Source organism: Isoptericola sp. 178 (genome assembly GCF_030586525.1).
Classification (GTDB): Bacteria; Actinomycetota; Actinomycetes; order Actinomycetales; family Cellulomonadaceae; genus Isoptericola; species Isoptericola sediminis.
Genome location: NZ_JAUQYN010000002.1, coordinates 373868 through 393388, shown reverse-complemented (window position 1 = coordinate 393388; position 19521 = coordinate 373868). Strand labels below are relative to the sequence as shown.

The 19521-nt window shown below is 73.5% G+C and carries 23 protein-coding genes; 11 read left to right on the top strand and 12 right to left on the bottom strand.

The window, feature by feature from the left end:
- Nucleotides 1-38: 38 nt before the first annotated feature.
- Nucleotides 39-1031, bottom strand: coding sequence for an aldo/keto reductase (locus Q6349_RS06380; RefSeq protein ID WP_171247349.1), 993 nt, complete (start codon nt 1029-1031; stop codon nt 39-41).
- 80 nt (nt 1032-1111) lie between these two features.
- Between Q6349_RS06380 and Q6349_RS06375 the strand changes: the two genes are divergently transcribed.
- The gene (locus Q6349_RS06375; RefSeq protein ID WP_304603368.1) at nt 1112-2047 is read left to right on the top strand and encodes an aldose 1-epimerase family protein; all 936 of its coding nucleotides are present in this window, start codon (nt 1112-1114) and stop codon (nt 2045-2047) included.
- A 169-nt stretch (nt 2048-2216) separates the two neighbouring features.
- Complete coding sequence (locus Q6349_RS06370; protein ID WP_304603367.1) at nt 2217-2822, top strand: GDSL-type esterase/lipase family protein; 606 nt, start codon at nt 2217-2219, stop codon at nt 2820-2822.
- A 15-nt stretch (nt 2823-2837) separates the two neighbouring features.
- On the opposite strand, the gene Q6349_RS06365 is transcribed toward Q6349_RS06370, so the two are convergent.
- Nucleotides 2838-3638, bottom strand: coding sequence for a DUF4097 family beta strand repeat-containing protein (locus Q6349_RS06365; protein WP_304603366.1), 801 nt, complete (start codon nt 3636-3638; stop codon nt 2838-2840).
- 87 nt (nt 3639-3725) lie between these two features.
- Between Q6349_RS06365 and Q6349_RS15310 the strand changes: the two genes are divergently transcribed.
- Nucleotides 3726-3800: a 50S ribosomal protein bL37 gene (locus tag Q6349_RS15310; RefSeq protein ID WP_369810841.1), complete on the top strand. Its 75-nt coding sequence runs from the start codon at nt 3726-3728 to the stop codon at nt 3798-3800.
- 99 nt (nt 3801-3899) lie between these two features.
- Here the strand turns inward: Q6349_RS15310 and rsrA are convergent, their stop codons facing one another.
- Genes rsrA through Q6349_RS06350 form a run of 3 tightly spaced genes read right to left on the bottom strand, consistent with a single transcriptional unit; the run spans nt 3900 to nt 6035 of the window.
- The gene (gene rsrA / locus Q6349_RS06360) at nt 3900-4181 is read right to left on the bottom strand and encodes a mycothiol system anti-sigma-R factor (protein ID WP_171247352.1); all 282 of its coding nucleotides are present in this window, start codon (nt 4179-4181) and stop codon (nt 3900-3902) included.
- On the bottom strand, nt 4181-5026 hold the full coding sequence (locus Q6349_RS06355) for a sigma-70 family RNA polymerase sigma factor (RefSeq protein WP_369810840.1): 846 nt from the start codon (nt 5024-5026) through the stop codon (nt 4181-4183). Before Q6349_RS06355 ends, rsrA begins: the two co-directional genes overlap by 1 nt.
- A 43-nt stretch (nt 5027-5069) precedes the next feature.
- A complete protein-coding gene (locus Q6349_RS06350; protein ID WP_304603364.1) occupies nt 5070-6035 on the bottom strand; it encodes a helix-turn-helix domain-containing protein in 966 nt (321 codons plus the stop codon).
- 93 nt (nt 6036-6128) lie between these two features.
- Between Q6349_RS06350 and Q6349_RS06345 the strand changes: the two genes are divergently transcribed.
- Complete coding sequence (locus Q6349_RS06345) at nt 6129-6275, top strand: hypothetical protein (protein ID WP_171247355.1); 147 nt, start codon at nt 6129-6131, stop codon at nt 6273-6275.
- A 17-nt stretch (nt 6276-6292) separates the two neighbouring features.
- On the opposite strand, the gene Q6349_RS06340 is transcribed toward Q6349_RS06345, so the two are convergent.
- On the bottom strand, nt 6293-6673 hold the full coding sequence (locus tag Q6349_RS06340) for a hypothetical protein (RefSeq protein ID WP_304603363.1): 381 nt from the start codon (nt 6671-6673) through the stop codon (nt 6293-6295).
- A gap of 80 nt (nt 6674-6753) precedes the next feature.
- On the opposite strand from Q6349_RS06340, the gene Q6349_RS06335 reads away from it, so the two are divergent.
- The 3 genes from Q6349_RS06335 to rsgA are packed head-to-tail and all read left to right on the top strand — an operon-like array spanning nt 6754 to nt 9891.
- Entirely contained in the window at nt 6754-7452 is a 699-nt protein-coding gene (locus Q6349_RS06335; RefSeq protein ID WP_304603362.1) for a DoxX family membrane protein, read from the top strand.
- A 49-nt stretch (nt 7453-7501) separates the two neighbouring features.
- On the top strand, nt 7502-8839 hold the full coding sequence (gene aroA, locus Q6349_RS06330; protein ID WP_304603361.1) for a 3-phosphoshikimate 1-carboxyvinyltransferase: 1338 nt from the start codon (nt 7502-7504) through the stop codon (nt 8837-8839).
- Nucleotides 8839-9891 carry a ribosome small subunit-dependent GTPase A gene (gene rsgA, locus Q6349_RS06325; protein ID WP_304603360.1) on the top strand — a complete coding sequence of 351 codons (1053 nt, stop codon included), beginning with the start codon at nt 8839-8841 and terminating at the stop codon, nt 9889-9891. Before aroA ends, rsgA begins: the two co-directional genes overlap by 1 nt.
- Here rsgA and Q6349_RS06320 read toward each other — a convergent pair.
- On the bottom strand, nt 9888-10367 hold the full coding sequence (locus Q6349_RS06320) for a hypothetical protein (protein WP_304603359.1): 480 nt from the start codon (nt 10365-10367) through the stop codon (nt 9888-9890). The two genes, rsgA and Q6349_RS06320, sit on opposite strands and share 4 nt — an antisense overlap.
- 194 nt (nt 10368-10561) lie before the next feature.
- Here Q6349_RS06320 and hisN point away from each other — a divergent pair, with 194 nt between their 5' ends.
- A complete protein-coding gene (hisN, locus tag Q6349_RS06315; RefSeq protein ID WP_304603358.1) occupies nt 10562-11383 on the top strand; it encodes a histidinol-phosphatase in 822 nt (273 codons plus the stop codon).
- Between the two features lie 83 nt (nt 11384-11466).
- On the opposite strand, the gene Q6349_RS06310 is transcribed toward hisN, so the two are convergent.
- The 3 genes from Q6349_RS06310 to Q6349_RS06300 are packed head-to-tail and all read right to left on the bottom strand — an operon-like array spanning nt 11467 to nt 13933.
- Nucleotides 11467-11964, bottom strand: a complete 498-nt coding sequence (locus Q6349_RS06310) for a hypothetical protein (protein WP_304603357.1) — start codon at nt 11962-11964, stop codon at nt 11467-11469.
- A gap of 23 nt (nt 11965-11987) precedes the next feature.
- Complete coding sequence (locus Q6349_RS06305) at nt 11988-13283, bottom strand: hypothetical protein (protein WP_304603356.1); 1296 nt, start codon at nt 13281-13283, stop codon at nt 11988-11990.
- Nucleotides 13283-13933: a hypothetical protein gene (locus tag Q6349_RS06300; RefSeq protein WP_304603355.1), complete on the bottom strand. Its 651-nt coding sequence runs from the start codon at nt 13931-13933 to the stop codon at nt 13283-13285. The genes Q6349_RS06305 and Q6349_RS06300 overlap by 1 nt, the downstream gene beginning before the upstream one ends.
- A gap of 196 nt (nt 13934-14129) precedes the next feature.
- Between Q6349_RS06300 and Q6349_RS06295 the strand changes: the two genes are divergently transcribed.
- Entirely contained in the window at nt 14130-14339 is a 210-nt protein-coding gene (locus Q6349_RS06295; RefSeq protein WP_171247363.1) for a helix-turn-helix domain-containing protein, read from the top strand.
- On the opposite strand, the gene Q6349_RS06290 is transcribed toward Q6349_RS06295, so the two are convergent.
- Nucleotides 14340-14885: a hypothetical protein gene (locus Q6349_RS06290; protein ID WP_304603354.1), complete on the bottom strand. Its 546-nt coding sequence runs from the start codon at nt 14883-14885 to the stop codon at nt 14340-14342.
- A gap of 132 nt (nt 14886-15017) precedes the next feature.
- On the opposite strand from Q6349_RS06290, the gene Q6349_RS06285 reads away from it, so the two are divergent.
- Nucleotides 15018-15818: a LysM peptidoglycan-binding domain-containing protein gene (locus Q6349_RS06285; protein ID WP_304603353.1), complete on the top strand. Its 801-nt coding sequence runs from the start codon at nt 15018-15020 to the stop codon at nt 15816-15818.
- Between the two features lie 50 nt (nt 15819-15868).
- Nucleotides 15869-16426, top strand: a complete 558-nt coding sequence (locus Q6349_RS06280) for an Rv3235 family protein (RefSeq protein WP_304603352.1) — start codon at nt 15869-15871, stop codon at nt 16424-16426.
- Nucleotides 16427-16450: 24 nt separating this feature from the next.
- Here the strand turns inward: Q6349_RS06280 and secA are convergent, their stop codons facing one another.
- Nucleotides 16451-19399, bottom strand: a complete 2949-nt coding sequence (gene secA, locus Q6349_RS06275) for a preprotein translocase subunit SecA (protein WP_304603351.1) — start codon at nt 19397-19399, stop codon at nt 16451-16453.
- Nucleotides 19400-19521: the final 122 nt, after the last annotated feature.

Here is a 19521-nt window from a genome sequence, read left to right as displayed (position 1 = left end):
CGCTCCCGGGCCCTTCTCGTGCGTCCTGCGCTATCGACTCACCACTTGTCGTGGACGTGCTCGCGGATCGACCCGTCGTAGAGCTCGCGCACGCGGGAGGCGAACAGCGGACCGAGGCTGTGCGCCCCGCCCGCGGCGGCGTTGAGCCGCGCCTGCTCCGGGGTGCGGGCACCGGGGATCACGGTGGAGACGCCCGGGCTCTGCCAGACCCACGCGAGCGCGGCCTGGGCCGGGGTGAGGTCCTGCTCGAGCCCCTCGGCCAGCTCGGTGAAGGACGCCGCGGCCTCGACGCCGACCTCGAACGGGACGCCGGAGAACGTCTCGCCGACGTCGAAGGCCTCTCCCCCGCGGTTGAACGTGCGGTGGTCGTCCTCGGCGAACGTGGTGTCCTTCGTGTAGCGGCCCGACAGCAGGCCGGAGGCCAGGGGGACGCGGGCGATGATCCCGACGCCCGCCTCGGACGCCGCGGGCAGGACCTTCTCCAGCGGCTTGTGCCGGAACGCGTTGAGGATGATCTGGACGGTCGCGACACCGGGCCGTGCGATGGCGGTCAGCGCCTCGTCCACGGTCTCCACCGAGACGCCGTAGGCGGCCGTCACGCCCTCGTCGACGAGGGTGTCCAACGCGTCGTACACCTCGTCGCGGGAGTACACCGGCGTGGGCGGGCAGTGGAGCTGCACCAGGTCGAGCGTGTCGACCCCGAGGTTGGCCCGGGACCGGTCCGTCCAGGAGCGGAAGTTCTCCAGGACGTAGTTCTCCGGCACCTGGTCCGCCCGGCGTCCCATCTTCGTGGCCACGGTGAGACCCTCGTCACGGTGGTCCGCCAGGAAGGCGCCCACCGCCTGCTCGCTGCGGCCGTCACCGTAGACGTCGGCGGTGTCGTAGAAGGTCACGCCGGCCTCGAGCGACGCCTCGAGCACGGCGCGCGACTCGGCGTCGCTCACCTCGCCCCAGTCCCCGCCGAGCTGCCAGGTGCCCAGGCCGACGACCGACACCATCCGGCCGGTCCGGCCGAGTACCCGCTTCTCCATCTGTTTCTCCAAGTCCGTGGGGTCGACCTTCCCACGGTACGCGGCACGCACCGATCGGGCTCGGCGACTACGGTGTGACCGTGAACACGAGCCAGATCCCCGCGACGGCGCCCGCGCCGTCCGGCACCCAGTACCGCCTGTCCGCCGGCACCCACCGCGCCACGATCACCGAGGTCGGTGCCATGGTGCGGGAGTACTCGGTGGACGGGCGTGACGTCTTCGTCCCCTTCGACGAGCACGAGCCGGCGCCGGTCTTCAACGCCGCCGTCCTGGTGCCCTGGCCGAACCGGCTGCGCGACGGCCGCTACACGACGGACGACGGGGAGACCCACCAGCTCCCGCTGAGCGAACCCGACCGGGGCACGGCGCTGCACGGCCTGGGCTGCTGGTACCGCTGGTCCGCCGTCGAGGTCGCCGACCACGCGGTGACGCTCGAGCTGGCGCTGCCCGCGCAGAAGGGCTGGCCGTTCCAGCTCACCACCCGGGTGCGCTACGCCCTGGACGCCGAGCAGGGCCTCGAGGTCCGCGTGACCACCCGCAACGTCGGCACCGGCACCGCGCCGTACGGGGTCGGGTTCCACCCCTGGCTCTCCGCGGGCGGGGCCGACCTCGACGACTGCACCGTCCGCCTGGACGCGACCGAGCACGTGACGGTCGACGACCGGCTGCTGCCCACCGGCGTCGAGCCGGTCGCGGGCGACCACGACCTGCGCACGACGCGCTCGTTGGCGGGGCTCGACCTCGACGACGCCTGGGTCGGCGCGACCCGTGACGAGCGGGGCCTGTCCTGGTGCCGGCTCGGCTGCCCGGACGGCCGGACCGCCGCCGTCTGGGCGGACTCGTCGATGGACTGCTGGCAGGTCTGCTCGGCCGACCACATCACCGGGCACGAGCGTCTCGGCCTGGCCGCGGAGCCGATGAGCTGCTACGCGGACGCGTTCAACACCGGCGACCGGCTCGTGCGTCTGGCCCCGGGCGAGGAGCACGAGGTGCGCTGGGGTGCCACCCTGCTGTGACGGACCACGCCCTGACCGCCGGTCCCCGGCACGACGTCACGAACCCGGCGGGGACGCCTCCCTGCCAGCGGGTGACCGCACGCCACGGCGTGGGATCATGCCGTGCCGTGCCAGGTCACGGAACAATGGCGGCGCAAGACTGGGACACGGCAGGGGACGGTGACGGCTCGTGACGGACCGCGAGGTGCGGATCTGCGTGGTGGGCGACGAGCTCGCCGTGGGCGTCGGCGACGGCCGCGCGCTCGGTTGGACCGGCCGGGTGCTGGCGCGGACCCGGTTCGACCGCCCGGCGATGACGTTCACCCTGGCGGTGCCGGGCGAGACGACGTCGACCCTCGGAGCTCGCTGGGAGGCGGAGACGGAGCCGCGGTTCGGCCCGGACGCGACCCATGACAACCGGCTCGTGGTGGCCCTGGGTCGCCACGACGTCGACTCGGGCCTGTCGGTGGCGCGCTCCCGGCTGAACCTGGCCAACATCCTCGACGTCGCCGACAACCGTCGGCTGTCGACCTTCGTCGTCGGTCCTCCGCCCGGCCGGCCGGAGGACGGGGACCGGATCGCCGAGCTCTCGGCCGCGTTCTCCGACGTCGCCAGCCGCCGCCGGGTGCCCTACGTGGACACGTACACGCCGCTGGCCCAGCACGAGCAGTGGCTCGCCGACCTGGCGACCACCGGGTCGACCTACCCCGGCCAGGCCGGCTACGGCCTGATGGCCTGGCTCGTGCTGCACACCGGGTGGCACGCCTGGCTCGGGCTGCCGCACGACACGGAGTAGCGACCCGGCCGCGGCTCAGCCGCGGGAGACGATCACCCGGGCGCTCGTCACGGCGGCGGTGACGTAGGCGATGCTGCGCCCGTCGGTCGGGGTCTCGCTGCGGTCGACGGACAGGGTGCGCGTGGTCGAGGGCAGCACCTCGCCGTCGACCACGGCCTGGCCCGCGGCACCGCGGACCTTGAGGCTGAGGGGGGTGCCCTCGTCGAGCCGGATCGCCACGTCGCCGGAGACCGACTTCGCCGACACCATCGGCACGGTGCCGGCCGCGGTGACGGCCACCGCACCCGACACGCTGCTCGTGGAGACCCTGCCGAGAGCCCCCTCGAGCGCCAGGGCACCGGAGACGACCTGGGCGGACACGTCGCCGGTGTGTCCCGAGGCGGCCACGTCGCCGGAGACGGACTTCAGGTACAGCGACCCCGACGTCCCCGCCGTGCGCACCGCCCCCGTGACGGTCTTGACCACGGTCCCGGCGGTGCCGCTGACGTCGGCGTCGGCCTCGATCGTGCCGACGTCGACCCGGACCCCGGGCGGGACCGTGAGGCGGACGACCGCCCGCTCGGAGCTGCCCAGCGACCGCACCCGGGCCACGAAGGCCTCCACCATCGAGCGTTCGTAGCCGATCCGCAGGCGGTCGCCGTCACGGTCGACCTGGAGCGGCTTCTCGCCGACCTCGGCGACCTCCAGCGTGACGTGCTCCGCGTCGGGGTCGACCACGACGTCGACCCGACCGTCCTGGAGCCGGACGGACAGGCCGCCCACCCCGGTGATCTCGACGGTCTGCGGGGCGGCGATCGCCCAGGACTCGGTGCTCATGCTGCCTCCGTTGGCCGGTGACGCGGGTCGACGTGCGGTTGTGGGATCATGGTGTGACCCCCGAACACCTTCTCGTGAGGAGAAATCATGAGCAAGCGCGGCAACAAGCGTCGTGCCCGCAAGGGCAAGAACGCCAACCACGGCAAGCGTCCCAACGCCTGAGGACGTCACCACGCACGACGGGCCGGCACCCTGGAGGGTGCCGGCCCGTCGTCGTCCCCGGCCCGTGCCTCGGCACGGACCCGGTGGTGCTCCGTGCGCTCAGCCGGAGGTGCGCATCACGGTGAGCTGCTCGTGGATGCGCAGCCGCAGCGTCGCCGGCGCCTGCTCGGCGCAGGACCGCTTCACGAGCTTCTTGACGAGCTCCTCGACGCTGAGCTCGGCCAGACAGGGCGAGCAGTGCGCGACGTGCGCGCGCATGCGGTCCTCGTCGGCCTCGGTCATCTCCGAGTCGAGGTACTCGTACAGGTGGTGCAGTGCGTGCTCGCACTCGCTCTCGCCCTCGGCGGGCTCGTGCGGGATGGGCGTCACGTCCCCGCTCATCATGATTCTCCTCCGCGTGCTCCGGCGAGTCCTCGGTCAGCCGCGTAGTCCGACAACAGGTCGCGCAGCTGCCGTCGTCCACGGTGCAGCCGGGACATCACGGTCCCGATCGGTGTACCCATGATCTCCGCGATCTCCTTGTAGGGGAACCCCTCGACGTCGGCGTAGTAGACGACCATGCGGCGGTCCTCCGGCAGCTCGGCCAGCGCCCGCTTCACGTCGGAGTCCGGGAGCCGGTCGAGGGCCTCGACCTCGGCCGACCGCAGGCCCTGCGAGGTGTGGGTCGCCGCCCGGGCGATCTGCCAGTCCTCGATGTCGTCGGTCTGCGCCTGCTGCGGCTGCCGCTGCTTCTTGCGGTAGTTGTTGATGAAGGTGTTGGTCAGGATCCGGTACAGCCAGGCCTTGAGGTTCGTCCCCGGCTTGTACTGGTGGAAGGCGGCGAACGCCTTGGCGAACGTCTCCTGGACCAGGTCCTCGGCGTCGGCCGGGTTCCGGGTCATGCGCAGCGCCGCGGAGTACAGCTGGTCGACGTACTCCAGCGCGTCGCGCTCGAACCGCGCGACCCGGTCGGTGGCCGACTCCTCGTCAGGAGCGCGTTCGGTGTCCTCGCCGACCTCGTCCTCGGCCGGCGAGGTCGTCTCCGCGTCGTCATGGGTGCTCATCGCTCTCGAGCCTAGCTCTCGCGGCCAGGCGGTGCGGCGTCCGTCCGACGTCGACGCCGCCGCCCCGCCGAGGTCGGAGGGGACGGAGAACAGGGTCACGTCGCGCGCCCCGGCCGGTGCGGGGGCTCCTCGGGTCATGCAGGCTTCCACACTGCGGTGCAACCGTCGGCGGCGGGCGTGCATTCCCACCGGATGAGCGCCGTCGTCGCGCCGCCGACGCCGCGGGTCAGGACGCGACGTCGGCGAACCGGCGGCGGTACGCCGTGGGGCTGGTGCCGAGCACCCGTGCGAAGTGGTGTCGCAGCACCGCGGCGCTGCCGAAGCCGACGAGCCGGGCGACCTCCTCCACCGGCACGTCGGGGTGCTCCAGGAGCTCCTGGGCCCGCGCGACGCGCTGCCGGGTGAGCCAGGCGCCGGGGGTGGTCCCGGTCTCCGCGCGGAACCGGCGGGCGAACGTCCGCTCCGACAGCGTGGCGCGGCGCGCCAGCGCGGGCACGCTGTGGTCCTGCTCGAGGTGCTCGCGCATCCACGCGAGGAGACCGGCGAGCGACTCTCCCGACTCGGGGACGGGATCGACGACGAACTGGGCCTGCCCGCCGTCGCGCTGCGGCGGGACGACCATGCGGCGGGCGACGGCACGGGCCACCTCGCCCCCGAGCTCGGTGCGGAGCAGGTGCAGGCAGGCGTCGATCCCGGCGGCCGTGCCGGCGCTGGTCAGCACCCGGCCGTCGGCGACGTAGAGCACGTCGGGGTCGACGTCGGCACGTGGTGCGGCGGCGGCGAGACGGGCCGCGAACAACCAGTGCGTCGTGCAGCGCCGACCGTCGAGGAGGCCGGCGGCCGCGAGCGCGAACGCGCCCGAGCACAGCGACACGACCCAGGCGCCGCGGTCGTGGGCCCGGCGGATCGCGTCGAGGTACGCGGGCGAGAGCTCGACAGGGTGGTCGTCGTCCAGGACGTCGTAGGCCACGGCGACGACGACGTCGGCGTCCTCGGTCGCCTCGAGCCCGGCGTCCACCTGGACGGCGAACCCGCCCCGGGTCGGCACCGCACCGGGGTCGGGGGTGCACAGCGTGAAGTCGAAGGCCGGCCCCCCGGTGTCCCGGCGGTCGATGCCGAAGACCTCGCAGGCGATCCCCATCTCGAACGGGGCGACGCCCGGGACGACGACCGCGGCCACCTTCTGGATCATCCGCCCATCGTCCCAGGACATTGGCAGAATGTCGATGGGTAGTGTCACCTCTGCCACTGGTGGCGCCATCTTGACGATCGCATGATTGCTGCCATGACCACGATCATCCTGCTCCTGCTGCTCCTGCTGACCGTCGCCGCGCTCGCGGCCTCCGCCCGGGCCGTCCGTCGTGACGGGCTCGGGCACCGCCGTCCGCCCCGTTCCCACCCCGACTGGTGGGAGGGCGTCGAGCTGCGCTGACGTCGGCCGCGGAGCGACTAGGGCTCGAGGAGCTGCACGACCTCGACGTCGCACTGCACGGGGTACGACTCCTGGCAGACCTCGTCGACCCACACCTCGACCAGGACCCCGGCCACGAGAATGTCCGGGTCCGCGGCGTCGCCGTCGGCCGCCAGCACCTCGGTGCCGTCGGTGAGCAGCGCCATCCCCTCGTAGTAGGGGTCAGAAGCCTGCACGACGACCGGCTGCGCCGCGCGGGCGTCGCCGTCGACCGAGCCGCCGTCGGCCACCACGCCCCGCACGTCGGACGGCTCGTCAGGCGCGAGCACGGTGCCGGCACACCCGGACAGGGCGACGGCGGCGGCGAGCAGGGCAGCGGGCGCCGCGCTGCGGCGGAGGGCCGAGGTCACGACGGTCATCGGACCGCACCCCTGCTCGCGGCGTCAACCATCACGTCTATCGGTGGGCATGTCAGCTGCGGCTCTGCCACAGTGGGGCCATGCTGCTGCGACGTCTCGCCCGACCCCTGCTGGCCGTCCCGTTCATCTACGACGGCGTGTCCACCGCGCTGCGACCGGCCGAGCACACCGACGCCGCCCGCGAGGGCGCCGACACGGTCACCGACACCCTGGGTGTCGACCGTCTCGACGACACCCAGGTCGCGTTGCTGGTCCGCGCGCACGGCGCCGTGACCGCGTTCGCCGGCCTGCTGCTCGCCGTCGGCCGGACCCCGCGGACCGCCGCCCTGGCGCTCGCCGCGTTGACGACGCCCCTGGCCGTCGTCAACCAGCCCTTCACCAGCAAGGGCGACGAGCGGAAGGCGAAGACCCTCAAGTTCGTCAAGAACCTCGGCGCGATCGGCGCCACGGTGATCGCCGGGATCGACCTCGAGGGCCGTCCCGGCATGAGCTACCGCATCGCGCAGAAGACGTCGTCGGCGTCGAAGTCCGCGCAGCACGCCGTCGAGAGCGCGGAGAAGACCGGGAAGTACGCGGTCCGCAACGCGGAGCGGACCGGTCGGTACGCGGTCCAGAACGCCAAGCGGTCCGCGACGACCGCGCAGAAGTCCGCCTCGACGTCGGCCCGACGCGCGCGCAAGCAGGTCGAGCGGGACCTGCGCTCCACCGCGAAGAGCGCACGGGCCGGCGCGAAGAGCGCACGGGCCGCCGCCGAGAAGGCCGCGGCGAAGGTGTCCTGACCTCCGGACACGACACCGCGCCGACAGGCCGTCAACTACCCTCGGGGACATGACGACTGCGCCGGCACCGACCGATCTGCCGCTCTGGGACGCCCCGGTCGCCGACGGCCCCCTGGACAGCACGGTCGAGGTCCCGGGCAGCAAGTCGCTGACGAACCGGCTGCTCGTCCTCGCAGCGCTGGCCGACGGGCCGGGCACCCTGCGCGGTGCGCTGCGCTCGCGCGACGCCGACCTCATGATCGCCGCGCTGCGGTCGCTCGGCGCCACCATCACCGAGGGTGAGACCGCCAGCACGCTGCACGTCACGCCCGGGCCGGTCACCGGCAACACCGCCGTCGACTGCGGGCTGGCCGGCACCGTGATGCGGTTCCTGCCCCCCGTGGCCGCGCTGGCCGACGGCGCCGTCCGGTTCGACGGCGACCCGGAGGCGCGGGTGCGGCCGATGCAGCCGGTGCTCGCCGGGCTGCACGGCCTCGGCGTCCGCGTCACCGGCGAGGGCGCCGAGGCCGGCGACACGCTCCCGGCCCACCTGCCCTTCACCGTGCACGGACGGGGCCACGTCGCCGGCGGCGCCGTCGACATCGACGCCTCGGCCTCCTCCCAGTTCGTCTCGGCGCTGCTGCTGGCCGCCGCCCGGTTCGACCGGCCGCTGATGCTGCGGCACATCGGCACCACGCTGCCGAGTCTGCCCCACATCGAGATGACCGTCGCGACCCTGCGCGAGGTCGGTGTCGCCGTCGACGACTCCCGGGACGGCATCTGGCAGGTCACCCCCGGTCCGATCGCCGCCCGGGACGTGCGCGTCGAGCCGGACCTGTCCAACGCGGCACCCTTCCTGGCCGCCGCGCTGGTCGCCGGAGGCACCGTGCGGGTGCCGGGGTGGCCGTCGTCGACCACCCAGCCGGGTGCCATGGTCCCCGGGCTGCTGGAACGGATGGGCGGCACGGCGTCGCTCGCCGACGGCGTGCTGAGCGTGACCGGCACGGGCGAGATCCACGGCATCGACGTCGACCTGCAGGCCGGCGGCGAGCTCGCCCCGACGTTCGCCGTGCTCGCGGCGCTGGCCGACTCCCCCACCCGCCTGCGCGGCATCGCCCACCTGCGCGGCCACGAGACGGACCGGCTGGCGGCGTTGGCCACGGAGATCACCCGGCTGGGCGGCCGGTGCGAGGAGACCCGCGACGGGCTCGTCATCACCCCGCGCCCGCTGCACGGCGGGACGTTCCGCACCTACGCCGACCACCGCATGGCCACCTCGGCGGCGCTGCTCGGCCTGCGCGTGCCGGGCATCCAGGTCGAGGACGTCGCCACCACCGCCAAGACCCTGCCCGGGTTCGACCGGATCTGGGCACGGATGCTCGATCTCGGCACGGGGGACCTGGCCTGATGGCGCGGGCCCGTGACGAGCACGACCGGTTCTCGCGTCCCTCCAAGCACGGGTCGCGCCCACGGTCCAAGCAGCGTCCCGAGCACGCGAACGCCGTCCCGGCGATGGTCACCGGGATCGACCGGGGCCGCTACACCCTCGTGGTCGACGACGGCGGCCCGGACGAGCGCGAGATCCTCGCCATGAAGGCCCGCGAGCTCGGGCGGACCCGCACCGTGGTCGGCGACCGGGTGGACGTCGTCGGGGACACCTCCGGCCGCGAGGGCACGCTCGCCCGGATCGTGCGCATCACCGACCGCACCTCGACGCTGCGCCGCACGGCCGACGACACCGACCCGTACGAGCGGATCGTGGTCGCCAACGCCGACCAGCTCGTCGTCGTCACCGCGCTCGCCCAGCCCGAGCCGCGCACCGGCATGATCGACCGCTGCGTCGTAGCCGCCTACGACGCCGGCATGGACGTGCTGCTGTGCCTGACCAAGGCCGACCTCGCCTCCCCCGACGAGCTGCGCGACCTGTACGAGCCGATCGGCGTGGACGTGGTGGTGACCAGGCGGGACGACGCGGAGTCCGTCGAGACGGTCCGCGAGCGCCTGCTGGGCCGGACGTCGGTGCTGGTGGGCCACTCCGGCGTCGGCAAGTCGACACTCATCAACGCCCTGGTGCCCGACGCCCTGCGGGCGACCGGCGTCGTCAACGACGTGACGGGTCGAGGGCGGCACACCTCGACGTCGGCGGTGGCGCTGCGCCTGCCGGTGGGTCCGGGCTCCTCGGTGGACGGCGAGGGGCACGACGGCTGGGTCATCGACACCCCGGGCGTGCGGTCCTTCGGCCTCGCCCACGTGGAGCCCGAGCACCTGCTGCGCGCCTTCGAGGACCTGGATGCCGCGGCCGAGGAGTGCCCGCGCGGGTGCACGCACCTCGCCGATGCCCCCGACTGCGCGCTCGACGAGTGGGTCGAGGCCGCCGAGGACGGCGACGGGCGGGCGGCACGTGCTGCCCGCCTGGCGTCGTTCCGCCGCCTGCTGACCTCCCGGACCGACGCCGGCTAGGAGTCGTCGTCGGCACCGCCCTTCGGGGCCCGCGATCGGCTGCGTCTGCTCTGCAGGTATCCCGACGTTCCCCTGGCCTCAGGGGCGACGAGGACACCCGGCCAGGCCCAGAGGAACTCCACGGCCGCCCAGAGCATCAGACCGAACTGGGCTGCCGACGACCACAGGAAAACCTCTCTGAAGTGCTCGTCAAAGCGTGGGCCGAGCACGCCGACACCGAGGAACAAGGGAATCCAGGCGACGAAGGCCAGCGCCATCGGAGCTTTGACCCTGGCAACCATCGATGCCATCAGGACGTCGCCGTCGTGGAGCTCGCTCGCGGCCTGCTTCAGATCCAGCGTCCCGACCTCCCGACCGAACAGGCGGAGAATCGTCCCCCCGATCACGTAGACGCCGACCCCTACGCACCAGACCGCGCACGCGATGGCGACGATCCGCGACACGGGCGAACCGAGCATCAGCTCGAACCGCGACATACTTCTCCTCATCCCCACCGGGGCCACGCGTCACTGCGGGTCGGCCCTGGTGCGATCTTGCTGATGCGCCAGAGTGCCACACTCTGTCGGAACAGCGCGTCGGCCCTCCGTGCCGTCCCCGGACCGGCGACACGCGCATCTCGCCTGGCGTCGTTCCGCCGTCTGCCGACCTCCCGGACCGCTACCGTGTGAGGGTGGCCACCTTCCAGCAGACACCCAGTCCCCGGGGGCACGGGCGCACGTACGAGGACGACCTGCGCCTGGCCCACGTGATCGCCGACCAGGTCGACTCGATGACGATGTCCCGGTTCCGCGCGGTCGATCTGCACGTCGAGACCAAGCCGGACCAGACCCCGGTGTCCGACGCGGACCGCGGCGCGGAGGAGTTCATCCGCGCCCAGCTGGCCCGCGCGCGCACGCGTGACGCCATCGTCGGCGAGGAGTTCGGCGAAGAGGCCGGCAGCGGGTCCCGCCGGTGGATCATCGACCCCATCGACGGCACCAAGAACTTCGTCCGGGGTGTGCCTGTGTGGGCGACGCTCATCGCGCTGGCCGAGGGCGACGAGGTCGTCATGGGCCTCGTCTCCGCCCCGGCGCTCGGCCGCCGCTGGTGGGCCGCCAAGGGTTCCGGCGCCTGGACCGGCAAGTCGATCGCCGCCGCCACCCGCATGCGCGTGTCCGGCGTCTCGTCGCTGGACGACGCCTCGTTCGCCTACTCCTCCCTGGACGGCTGGGAGGAGCGCGACAAGCTCAACGGGTTCCTCGACCTGACCCGCGAGTGCTGGCGAACCCGTGGGTACGGCGACTTCTGGTCGTACATGCTCGTCGCGGAGGGCGCGGCGGACATCGCCGCCGAGCCGGAGCTCGAGCTGTACGACATGGCGGCGCTGGTCCCGATCGTCGTCGAGGCCGGCGGGCGGTTCACCTCGCTGGACGGGTCGGACGGCCCCTGGGGCGGCAACGCGCTGGCCACCAACGGGCTGCTGCACGACAAGGCGCTCGTCTACCTCGGCTGACCTCCCGTGCTGTGGGCATGAGATCTGCAGCCCCTGGGTACCCGAGGGCTGCAGATTTCATGCCCACAGCGGACGGTGCGGTCTCAGGGGCGCGGGATCTGGCCGACCTCGCTCGGGTCGTACCAGAGCAGGTCCCGGTCGGTGACCCGCTGGACCGCCTCGGCGAGCGCCTCGTCGTCGTCGGCGTCCACGGCCGCCAGCACGGCCCGGACGTCGTCGGCCGCGGTGGGTTCGTCGACGTGCACGGCGGCCAGCGGGACGTCCGGGACGTCGCGCAGCAGCTGCACCGACGAGGCCGAGGCGCCCTCGGGGTCGACGCCCACGACGTCCTGCTCGACGTCCACCGAGACCACGACCCGCACGGGCGGCACGCCAGGACGGCCCGCGACGAGCGACAGGGAGTCGTCGGCGGCCGCGAGGAACGCCGCGTACTCGCGCCCCTCGTCGTCGGCGTCGGCGAGCTCACCGGCGAGCGCCCGCGTGACGGCGTGCGCACCGCGCGGCCCGACGGGCCAGCGGGTCACGCTCCCGACCACGGCGGTGTCCAGCTCGTCCAGGGTCGCGGGCACGTAGATGCGCATGGGGCCAGTCTGCCCGACGCCGCTCACGCCACCAGCGCGCGGACCCGGCCCGCCAGCTCCGCGAAGCCGTCCCGGGCGGACGACGAGGGTGCGTGCTCGGCCAGGCTACGGCCGGCGAGCACGGCGGCGTCGCACGCAGCAGCGTCGTCGGGCACCGGGTGCACGTCGTCCACCCCGGCGTAGCGGGCCAGCGCCGCCGCCACGGCCCCGGCCGGGTCAGGGCCCACCGCCGTCGAGCGCACGCGGTTCGCGACCACGAGCCGTCGACCGGCCACCGGGACCGGGACGTCGGCCAGGTCCTCCAGGGCACGCACCAGACGGTGGATGCCGACGGGGTCGGCGGCACCGACGACGACCACGACGTCAGCCGCCTCCAGGGCGGCGAGGGTCGCGCCGTTGCGCTGCGGGGCGTGGGTGTCGTACATGAGCAGCTCGTCGGCCTCCACGAGCGGCCCGCAGTCGACGACGGTCCAGCGTGCCAGGTCGCGCGCCCGGTCGAGGACGACCTCGAGGGCGCTGGCCGGCAGCTCGGGCCACCGGGAGGCCCGCGTGATGCCGGTCAGGACGCGGAGCCGTCCCGTGACCACGGGTGCGTGGCGGGCGAGCGTCGTCAGGTCCAGGCCGCCCCGGGAGGCGGCGCGCGCGGCGGCCGCGAGCCCGGGGGCGTCGTCGAGCAGGCCCAGCCGGGCGGCGAGGCACGAGCCGTAGGTGTCGGCGTCGACCAGCAGCGTCGTCTCCCCGGGCGCCGCGGGGGCGGGGCGACCGGCCCGGCCCCGCCGTCGACGTCCGCGGGTCCCGCCGATCCCGGCGAGCTCGGCCGCGACCTCGACGGCCGTCGTCGAGCGACCGGGGGCGCCGACCGGACCCCAGACCGCCACGACGTCACCACGACGCCCCGGCTCCGGCGAGCTTCCCTCGGCGTCGAGGACCGACGCCAGGTCGAGCTCCCCGGTGGCCAGCGGGTCGTCGATCGGTGCGGTGTCGCGCACGGCGTCGAGGAAACCCGGGTCGTGCGGGCCGGTGCGGACGGCGTCGACGCCGAGCGCCTCGGCCCGGTCGGCCCCGCCGACGTCCGCGAGGGCGACGACGCGGGTCCCGGCCGCGTGCAGACGACCGACGGCCTCCCGGTCGAGGCCCGGGAGGTCGGCGGTCACGACGGCCACCGTCCCGGCTCCGGCCGCGGCCGCGGCGAGCAGCTCGGTCACGTCACCGCAGCGGCGGGTCACCGTGGTGCCCGCTCCGGGAGCGCCGAGCGCGACCACGACGTCGGGTTCCTCCGGCCCCTCCACCGCGCACAGCACGGTGATCGGCGCCGCCATCAGGCGCCCGCCACGGGGACGACCGCGATCGACCCGTCGGCGCCGAGGGCCGACAGCACGGCCGGCAGGCGCTCGCTGCCGACGAGCACGTGCACCGTGCCGCCGTCGGCCACGACGAGACCGCTGTCCGAGACGTCGACCTGCTCGACGACGACGCCGGTCACCAGCGGCTCCGGCTCCGGGGCGCCGCCCTTCGACCCCGGCGCGACGTCCGGCACGAACCACAGGTCGACGAGCGCTCCGGCCCGGATCCGCTCGGACAGTCCCGCGCTGACCGGGACCGCCACCGCCCGGACGTCGACGCGCTCGGCCGGGCCGAGCGCCCCGGCGGCGACCAGCTCGCCGTCCTCGACGACGCGCAGGGCGACCTGGTCCGTCGGGGGCCCGACGTCCGCCCGCAGGTACCGGGCCGTCTCCGCACCGAGGTTGACGTCGACGACACGCAGGTCCTCCGCCGCCACGGGCTCTCCCGGCGTGAGCGTGCCGGCGGCGACGTAGACCGGCACCGTGCGGTCGGCGCCCGAGACCACCCAGGCCCCCAGCGCGACGGCGAGCGCCACGAGGAGCAGCCCGACGACGAGACGGGGGTCGCGCCAGGTGGGCCGGCGCAGGCGGGGCGCGACGGGAGAGGGCAGGGCGTCGTTGCTCACGGATCGGTCCTTCGGTTCGGCCGGTCGCGTCGTCGCGTCCGGCGGGCGGGGCCGTCGGTCGGTCGTCACCCTAGCGCTGCGACCAGCGACGATGCGGTGAGATCCATCATCCGGGACGAAGACGCCACCGCGCCACCATCCACCATCGCCTGTGGACAAGCGAGATCAACCGACGGCGCCGTGCGACCATGGCTGCATGGCTGGTCGCTTCCTCTCCCTCGCCGAGGTCCAGGAGATGCTGAGCATCTCCGCCGCCCAGGCGTACTCGCTCGTCCGCTCGGGCGAGCTGCCCGCGATCCAGGTCGGCCCGAAGAAGGTGTGGCGCGTTGAGGCGGTCAAGCTCGAGGAGTACATCGAGCAGCAGTACACCCGCACCCGCGAGCGCATCGCCTCCGGCGAGATGTGATCACGCCTCGCTGACGCGCAGCAGGGCGGAGAACGGGACGACCCGGTCGACCGGCCGCGCCCGGTCGACCTCCACGACGTCGAGGTGGTCCGCGCCCACCCGGGCGATCCGGCCGACGACCTGACCGGACGTCGTCCGCACCTGCACCCGGGCGCGGTCGCGCTGCAGCGCGCGCAGCGCCGTGCCGAGACCGAGCCGGTCCGTCCTCGCCTGCGACGCCAGCGCCTGGGAGCCCAGGCCCACGATCCCTGCCACCGCGGCGACGGGCACGACGTGCTGCACGCGTCCGCGGGGCCCTCCGGCGTCGAGCTGCATCCAGGTGTCGGCGAGGTGGGCGACCCGCCCCTCGAGGACCTCTCCGTCGGACAGCTCCACGCGCACCGGACCGCGCGTCGCCCGCAACCGGTCGGTCCAGCGGACGGCGGCCTGCTCAGCGCGGGTGAGCTCGGCGACGGCGCCCTCCCGCTCGGCCGCCTCCCCCGCGGCGAGCTGCGCCTCGAGGTCCGCGAAGAGCAGCGCCCAGCGAGACCTGTCGGACGACGTCATCACCCTCCCCCTTCCCACGTCCGATGGACCGCACCAGCATGCCCGCTCTGGACACGGCGATCGAACTCTGGTGAGATCAGTGCCACCAGAAGACACCAAAAGACATCAAGCGTCATGATCAGAGTGGATCAGATGACAGACGAGATCACCCAGCACCCTCGGCCGGCGCCGCGACCCGGCCTCTCCCTCGCAGGCCTCCTCGCGTGCGCCCTCGGGGGTGCCGCCGTCCTGGCGCTGCTCGGCCTGCGTGCCGAGTCGATCGTCCCGCGCGGGGTGGCGGAGGCCGCCCGCACCGACATCGAGCGATGGGTCGAGCTCGGCGTCCTGCTCGTCGGCGCCATCGCCGCGAGCCGGCTGGCCGTCGGAGCCGCCATCGCGCTGGCCTGCATCGCTCGTGCCCGCCGGGACGGCCGACACGTCCTGGACACGGCGCTGGGCCCCTGGGTCCCGCGGCTCGTGCACCGGCTCGCGCGTGGCGCCGTCGGCGTCGGGGTCGGCGCCGGTCTGGCTCTCACGCCGGTGGGCGCTCTGGCCGACGAGGCTCCCGGCGCTGACGCACCCGTCGTGCTCGACGTCGGCTGGCGGTCCACGACCGACCCGGCGCCCCCGGACCCCGCGGCGTCGGCACACCCGGTCGCGCCGGCGACGACGCACACCGCCGAGCTCACCAGCAGCCCGCTCGACACCGACGTCCCCGCGGGGTCCGCCGACAGCGCCGGCCGCGCCGAGGCGCGGCCCGGACCGCCCGACCGCGACGAGGTGGTGGTCGTACGAGGGGACACGCTGTGGGACATCGCGTCCCGCGGACTCCCGGACGCGGCCTCGGACGGCGACGTCCTGGCGGAGGTCGTCCGGTGGCACGCGGCCAACCGTGACGTCATCGGTGACGACCCCGACGAGATCCTGCCCGGGCAGGTCCTGCGCTCGCCCTGAGAACCCCTGCTCGACGCCGCCCACCCCGCCTCGTCCGTACGGAGCCCTTCATGACCCTTCCGCGCATCACGTCCGGTCCCGCCGACCCGCAGGACGACACGTCAGCTCGTCGGCTCCGCGTCGCGGCGACCCCTGGCGCCCGGCCACCCGCCCGGCCACCGCAGGCACCGGCACGGCGCGCGCCCGTGCGCCGGGTCCGGGTCGGCCGGGACGCACCGGTGACACCGGTCCCCGGGCGCCCCCTGGCCGAGGCGTCGTCCGGGCAGGTGGACGGACCGCACCCCAGCGACCCCACGGCCCTGTGCTGCTCCGTGGTCCGGGCGGCGGTCGAGGTGCTGCGAGGTGAACGGCCCGCCGCCCAGGTGGCGCGATGGGTCACGCCCCAGGTCCACGATCAGCTGGCGCACCGGGCACGGCTGCTGCGGGCGGCAGCGACCGCCCGCCCGGCCCGCCCCGTCACCGTCCGTCGGGTGCGCACCGTCCGGCTCGGCCCCGGGACGGCGGAGGCCACCGTCGTGCTCGAGGACTCCGGGCGCGTCCGCGCCGCGGCGGCCCGGCTCGAGGTGCACCGAGGAACCTGGCGGGTCACCGTGCTCGAGCTGGGGTGAGGACGTCCGGGAACGGACGCCCGATCACTCGTTGGCGCCGTGGCACACCTTGTACTTCTTGCCGGACCCGCACGGGCACTGGGCGTTGCGCGGGGTCCCCGGGAAGGTGCGCCCGTCGGCGTTCGCCGCGGTCGCCTCGCCGTGCAGCGCGCGACGGGCGGCCCGGGTGTCCCCGGTCCGGGTGGTGGACCCGTCCTCGCTGGGCGCCGAGTACTGCAGGTTCTGCGGCCGCTGCGGGGTCTCGAGACCCTTCGCCACGAGGGTCGGCTCCTCGGAACCGCCGAAGGCCGCCGGGATCTCCTGCTCCGTGGGAGCGGCGTCCTCCTCCGTCGGGGCGTCCTCGACGGCGTCGGCACCCGCGACCGAGGCCGCGCCGGCCGCCAGGCCCTGAGCGGCCGAGGAACCGGCCGTGGCCGCCGCGGACTGGACCGAGACCTGCGGCCCCGCACCGGCGGGCGCGTCCTCGCCGGGCTGCTTCACCTGCACCTCGAGGTTGAACAGGTAGCCGACCGACTCCTCCTTGATGGCCTCGGTCATCGCCTGGAAGAGCTGGTAGCCCTCGCGCTGGTACTCGATGAGGGGGTCGCGCTGGGCCATCGCGCGCAGCCCGATGCCCTCCTTGAGGTAGTCCATCTCGTAGAGGTGCTCACGCCACTTGCGGTCCAGCACCGACAGCACGACCCGACGCTCGAGCTGGCGCATCGCGGGCGAGCCCAGGGACTCCTCGCGCGCCGCGTAGGCGACACGGGCGTCGGACAGCAGCTCCTCGAGCAGCATCTCCTTGGTCAGACGGTCGCGCCCGCCCGCCTCGGCGACGACGTCCTCCACGGTGATCGACACCGGGAAGACGGACTTCAGGGCGGTCCACAGCGAGTCCAGGTCCCAGCCCTCGGCGTTGCCGTCGTCGGCGGCACCCTCGACGTAGGCCGTCACGACGTCGGTGAGGAAGTGCTGGACCTGCTCGTGCAGGTCCTCCCCCTCCAGGACGCGGCGGCGCTCGTCGTAGATCACGGTGCGCTGGCGGGCCAGGACGTCGTCGTACTTGAGGACGTTCTTGCGGATCTCGAAGTTGCGGGACTCGACCTGCGACTGGGCGCTCTGGATCCCGCGGGTGACCATCTTCGACTCGAGCGGCATGTCGTCCGGGAAGCCGGCCCGGCCCATCATCGACTCGGCGAGACCGGAGTTGAACAGCCGCATCAGGTCGTCCTGCATCGACAGGTAGAACCGCGACTCGCCGGGGTCGCCCTGACGGCCGGAACGACCGCGCAGCTGGTTGTCGATCCGTCGCGACTCGTGGCGCTCGGTCCCGAGCACGTACAGCCCGCCGAGCTCGACGACCTCGTTGTGCTCGGAGGCCACCGACTCCTCGGCCTTGGCGAGCACCTCGGGCCACGCGGCCTCGTAGGCCTCGGGGTCCTCGGCGGCGTCGAAACCGCGCTCGGCCATCTCGGCCACCGCGATGAACTCGGCGTTGCCGCCGAGCATGATGTCGGTGCCTCGACCGGCCATGTTCGTCGCCACCGTGACGGCGCCCTTGCGCCCGGCCTGGGCGACGACGGCGGCCTCGCGGTCGTGCTCCTTCGCGTTCAGCACGGCGTGCGGGACGCCTGCGCGCTGCAGGAGCGTCGAGAGCAGCTCGGACTTCTCGACGCTCGTCGTGCCGACCAGCACCGGCTGGCCCTTGGCGTGCCGCTCGACGATGTCGTCCACGACCGCGTTGAACTTGCCCTCCTCGGCCTTGTACACGAGGTCGGGCTGGTCGATGCGGATCATCGGCTTGTTCGTCGGGATCGGGACGACGCCGAGCTGGTAGGTGCCCTGGAACTCGGCGGCCTCCGTCTCGGCCGTACCGGTCATGCCGGCGACCTTCTCGTACTGCCGGAAGTAGTTCTGCAGGGTGATCGTGGCGAGCGTCTGGTTCTCCGCCTTGATCTGCACGCCCTCCTTGGCCTCGATGGCCTGGTGCATGCCCTCGTTGTACCGGCGACCCGCGAGGATGCGGCCGGTGTGCTCGTCGACGATCATCACCTCGCCGTTGAGCACGACGTAGTCCTTGTCGCGCTTGAACAGCTCCTTCGCCTTGATGGCGTTGTTGACGAAACCGATCAGCGGGGTGTTCAGCGACTCGTACAGGTTGTCGATGCCGAGGTAGTCCTCGATCTTCTCGATCCCCGGCTCGAGGATGCCGACCGTGCGCTTCTTCTCGTCGACCTCGTAGTCGGTCTCGCGCGTCAGTCGCTTGACGACCTTCGCGAACTCGACGTACCAGCGGTTCGCGTCCCCGGACGAGGGACCGGAGATGATCAGCGGGGTCCGCGCCTCGTCGATGAGGATGGAGTCGACCTCGTCGACGATCGCGAAGTGGTGACCGCGCTGGACCAGGTCGTCCGGCGACCAGGCCATGTTGTCGCGCAGGTAGTCGAAGCCGAACTCGTTGTTCGTGCCGTAGGTGATGTCCGCGGCGTACTGGCGCCGGCGCTCGTCCGGGTTCTGGCCGGAGACGATGATGCCCGTGGTCATGCCGAGGAACCGGTAGACACGGCCCATCAGCTCGCCCTGGTACTTCGCCAGGAAGTCGTTGGTGGTGATGACGTGCACGCCCTTGCCCGTCAGGGCGTTGAGGTACGCGGCGGTGGTGGCGACCAGCGTCTTGCCCTCACCGGTCTTCATCTCGGCGATGTTGCCCTCGTGCAGGGCGGCACCACCGATGAGCTGCACGTCGAAGTGGCGCTGGCCGAGGGTCCTGCGCGCGGCCTCACGGACCGTGGCGAACGCCTCCGGGAGCAGCTCGTCGAGCGTGGCGCCGTGCTCCAGGCGGTCCTTGAACCGCTGCGTCTCCTCCTGCAGCTCGGTGTCGCTCAGCTCGACGAAGCTGGACTCGAGCCGGTTCACCTGCTCGGCGAGGCCGGTCAGCTTCTTGAGGGTCCGCCCCTCGCCGAAGCGGAGGATCTTCTCGAGGATCGCAGGCACGCAGTACTCCCGGGTCGGTGGTGCCCGGGTGGCCCCGAGCCCGTTCGGTGGTGCCGACGGGATCTGCTGGCGTCGCCCTCGTCGCCCGTCGCACCGCCTGCCATCCTATTCGGTCTCACGGC

Excerpts from the sequence above, each read along its gene's own strand:
- rsgA (WP_304603360.1), top strand. The coding sequence starts at position 8,839 with ATGGCGCGGGCCCGTGACGAGCACGACCGGTTCTCGCGTCCCTCCAAG.
- Q6349_RS06320 (WP_304603359.1), bottom strand. The coding sequence starts at position 10,367 with ATGTCGCGGTTCGAGCTGATGCTCGGTTCGCCCGTGTCGCGGATCGTC.
- Q6349_RS06355 (WP_369810840.1), bottom strand. The coding sequence starts at position 5,026 with ATGCACGCCCGCCGCCGACGGTTGCACCGCAGTGTGGAAGCCTGCATG.
- Q6349_RS06310 (WP_304603357.1), bottom strand. The coding sequence starts at position 11,964 with ATGCGCATCTACGTGCCCGCGACCCTGGACGAGCTGGACACCGCCGTG.
- Q6349_RS06335 (WP_304603362.1), top strand. The coding sequence starts at position 6,754 with ATGCTGCTGCGACGTCTCGCCCGACCCCTGCTGGCCGTCCCGTTCATC.
- Q6349_RS06290 (WP_304603354.1), bottom strand. The coding sequence starts at position 14,885 with ATGACGTCGTCCGACAGGTCTCGCTGGGCGCTGCTCTTCGCGGACCTC.
- Q6349_RS06280 (WP_304603352.1), top strand. The coding sequence starts at position 15,869 with ATGACCCTTCCGCGCATCACGTCCGGTCCCGCCGACCCGCAGGACGAC.
- Q6349_RS06340 (WP_304603363.1), bottom strand. The coding sequence starts at position 6,673 with ATGACCGTCGTGACCTCGGCCCTCCGCCGCAGCGCGGCGCCCGCTGCC.
- Q6349_RS06380 (WP_171247349.1), bottom strand. The coding sequence starts at position 1,031 with ATGGAGAAGCGGGTACTCGGCCGGACCGGCCGGATGGTGTCGGTCGTC.
- aroA (WP_304603361.1), top strand. The coding sequence starts at position 7,502 with ATGACGACTGCGCCGGCACCGACCGATCTGCCGCTCTGGGACGCCCCG.
- rsrA (WP_171247352.1), bottom strand. The coding sequence starts at position 4,181 with ATGAGCGGGGACGTGACGCCCATCCCGCACGAGCCCGCCGAGGGCGAG.
- Q6349_RS06365 (WP_304603366.1), bottom strand. The coding sequence starts at position 3,638 with ATGAGCACCGAGTCCTGGGCGATCGCCGCCCCGCAGACCGTCGAGATC.
- Q6349_RS06285 (WP_304603353.1), top strand. The coding sequence starts at position 15,018 with ATGACAGACGAGATCACCCAGCACCCTCGGCCGGCGCCGCGACCCGGC.
- Q6349_RS06350 (WP_304603364.1), bottom strand. The coding sequence starts at position 6,035 with ATGATCCAGAAGGTGGCCGCGGTCGTCGTCCCGGGCGTCGCCCCGTTC.
- Q6349_RS06295 (WP_171247363.1), top strand. The coding sequence starts at position 14,130 with ATGGCTGGTCGCTTCCTCTCCCTCGCCGAGGTCCAGGAGATGCTGAGC.
- Q6349_RS06305 (WP_304603356.1), bottom strand. The coding sequence starts at position 13,283 with ATGGCGGCGCCGATCACCGTGCTGTGCGCGGTGGAGGGGCCGGAGGAA.
- Q6349_RS06345 (WP_171247355.1), top strand. The coding sequence starts at position 6,129 with ATGACCACGATCATCCTGCTCCTGCTGCTCCTGCTGACCGTCGCCGCG.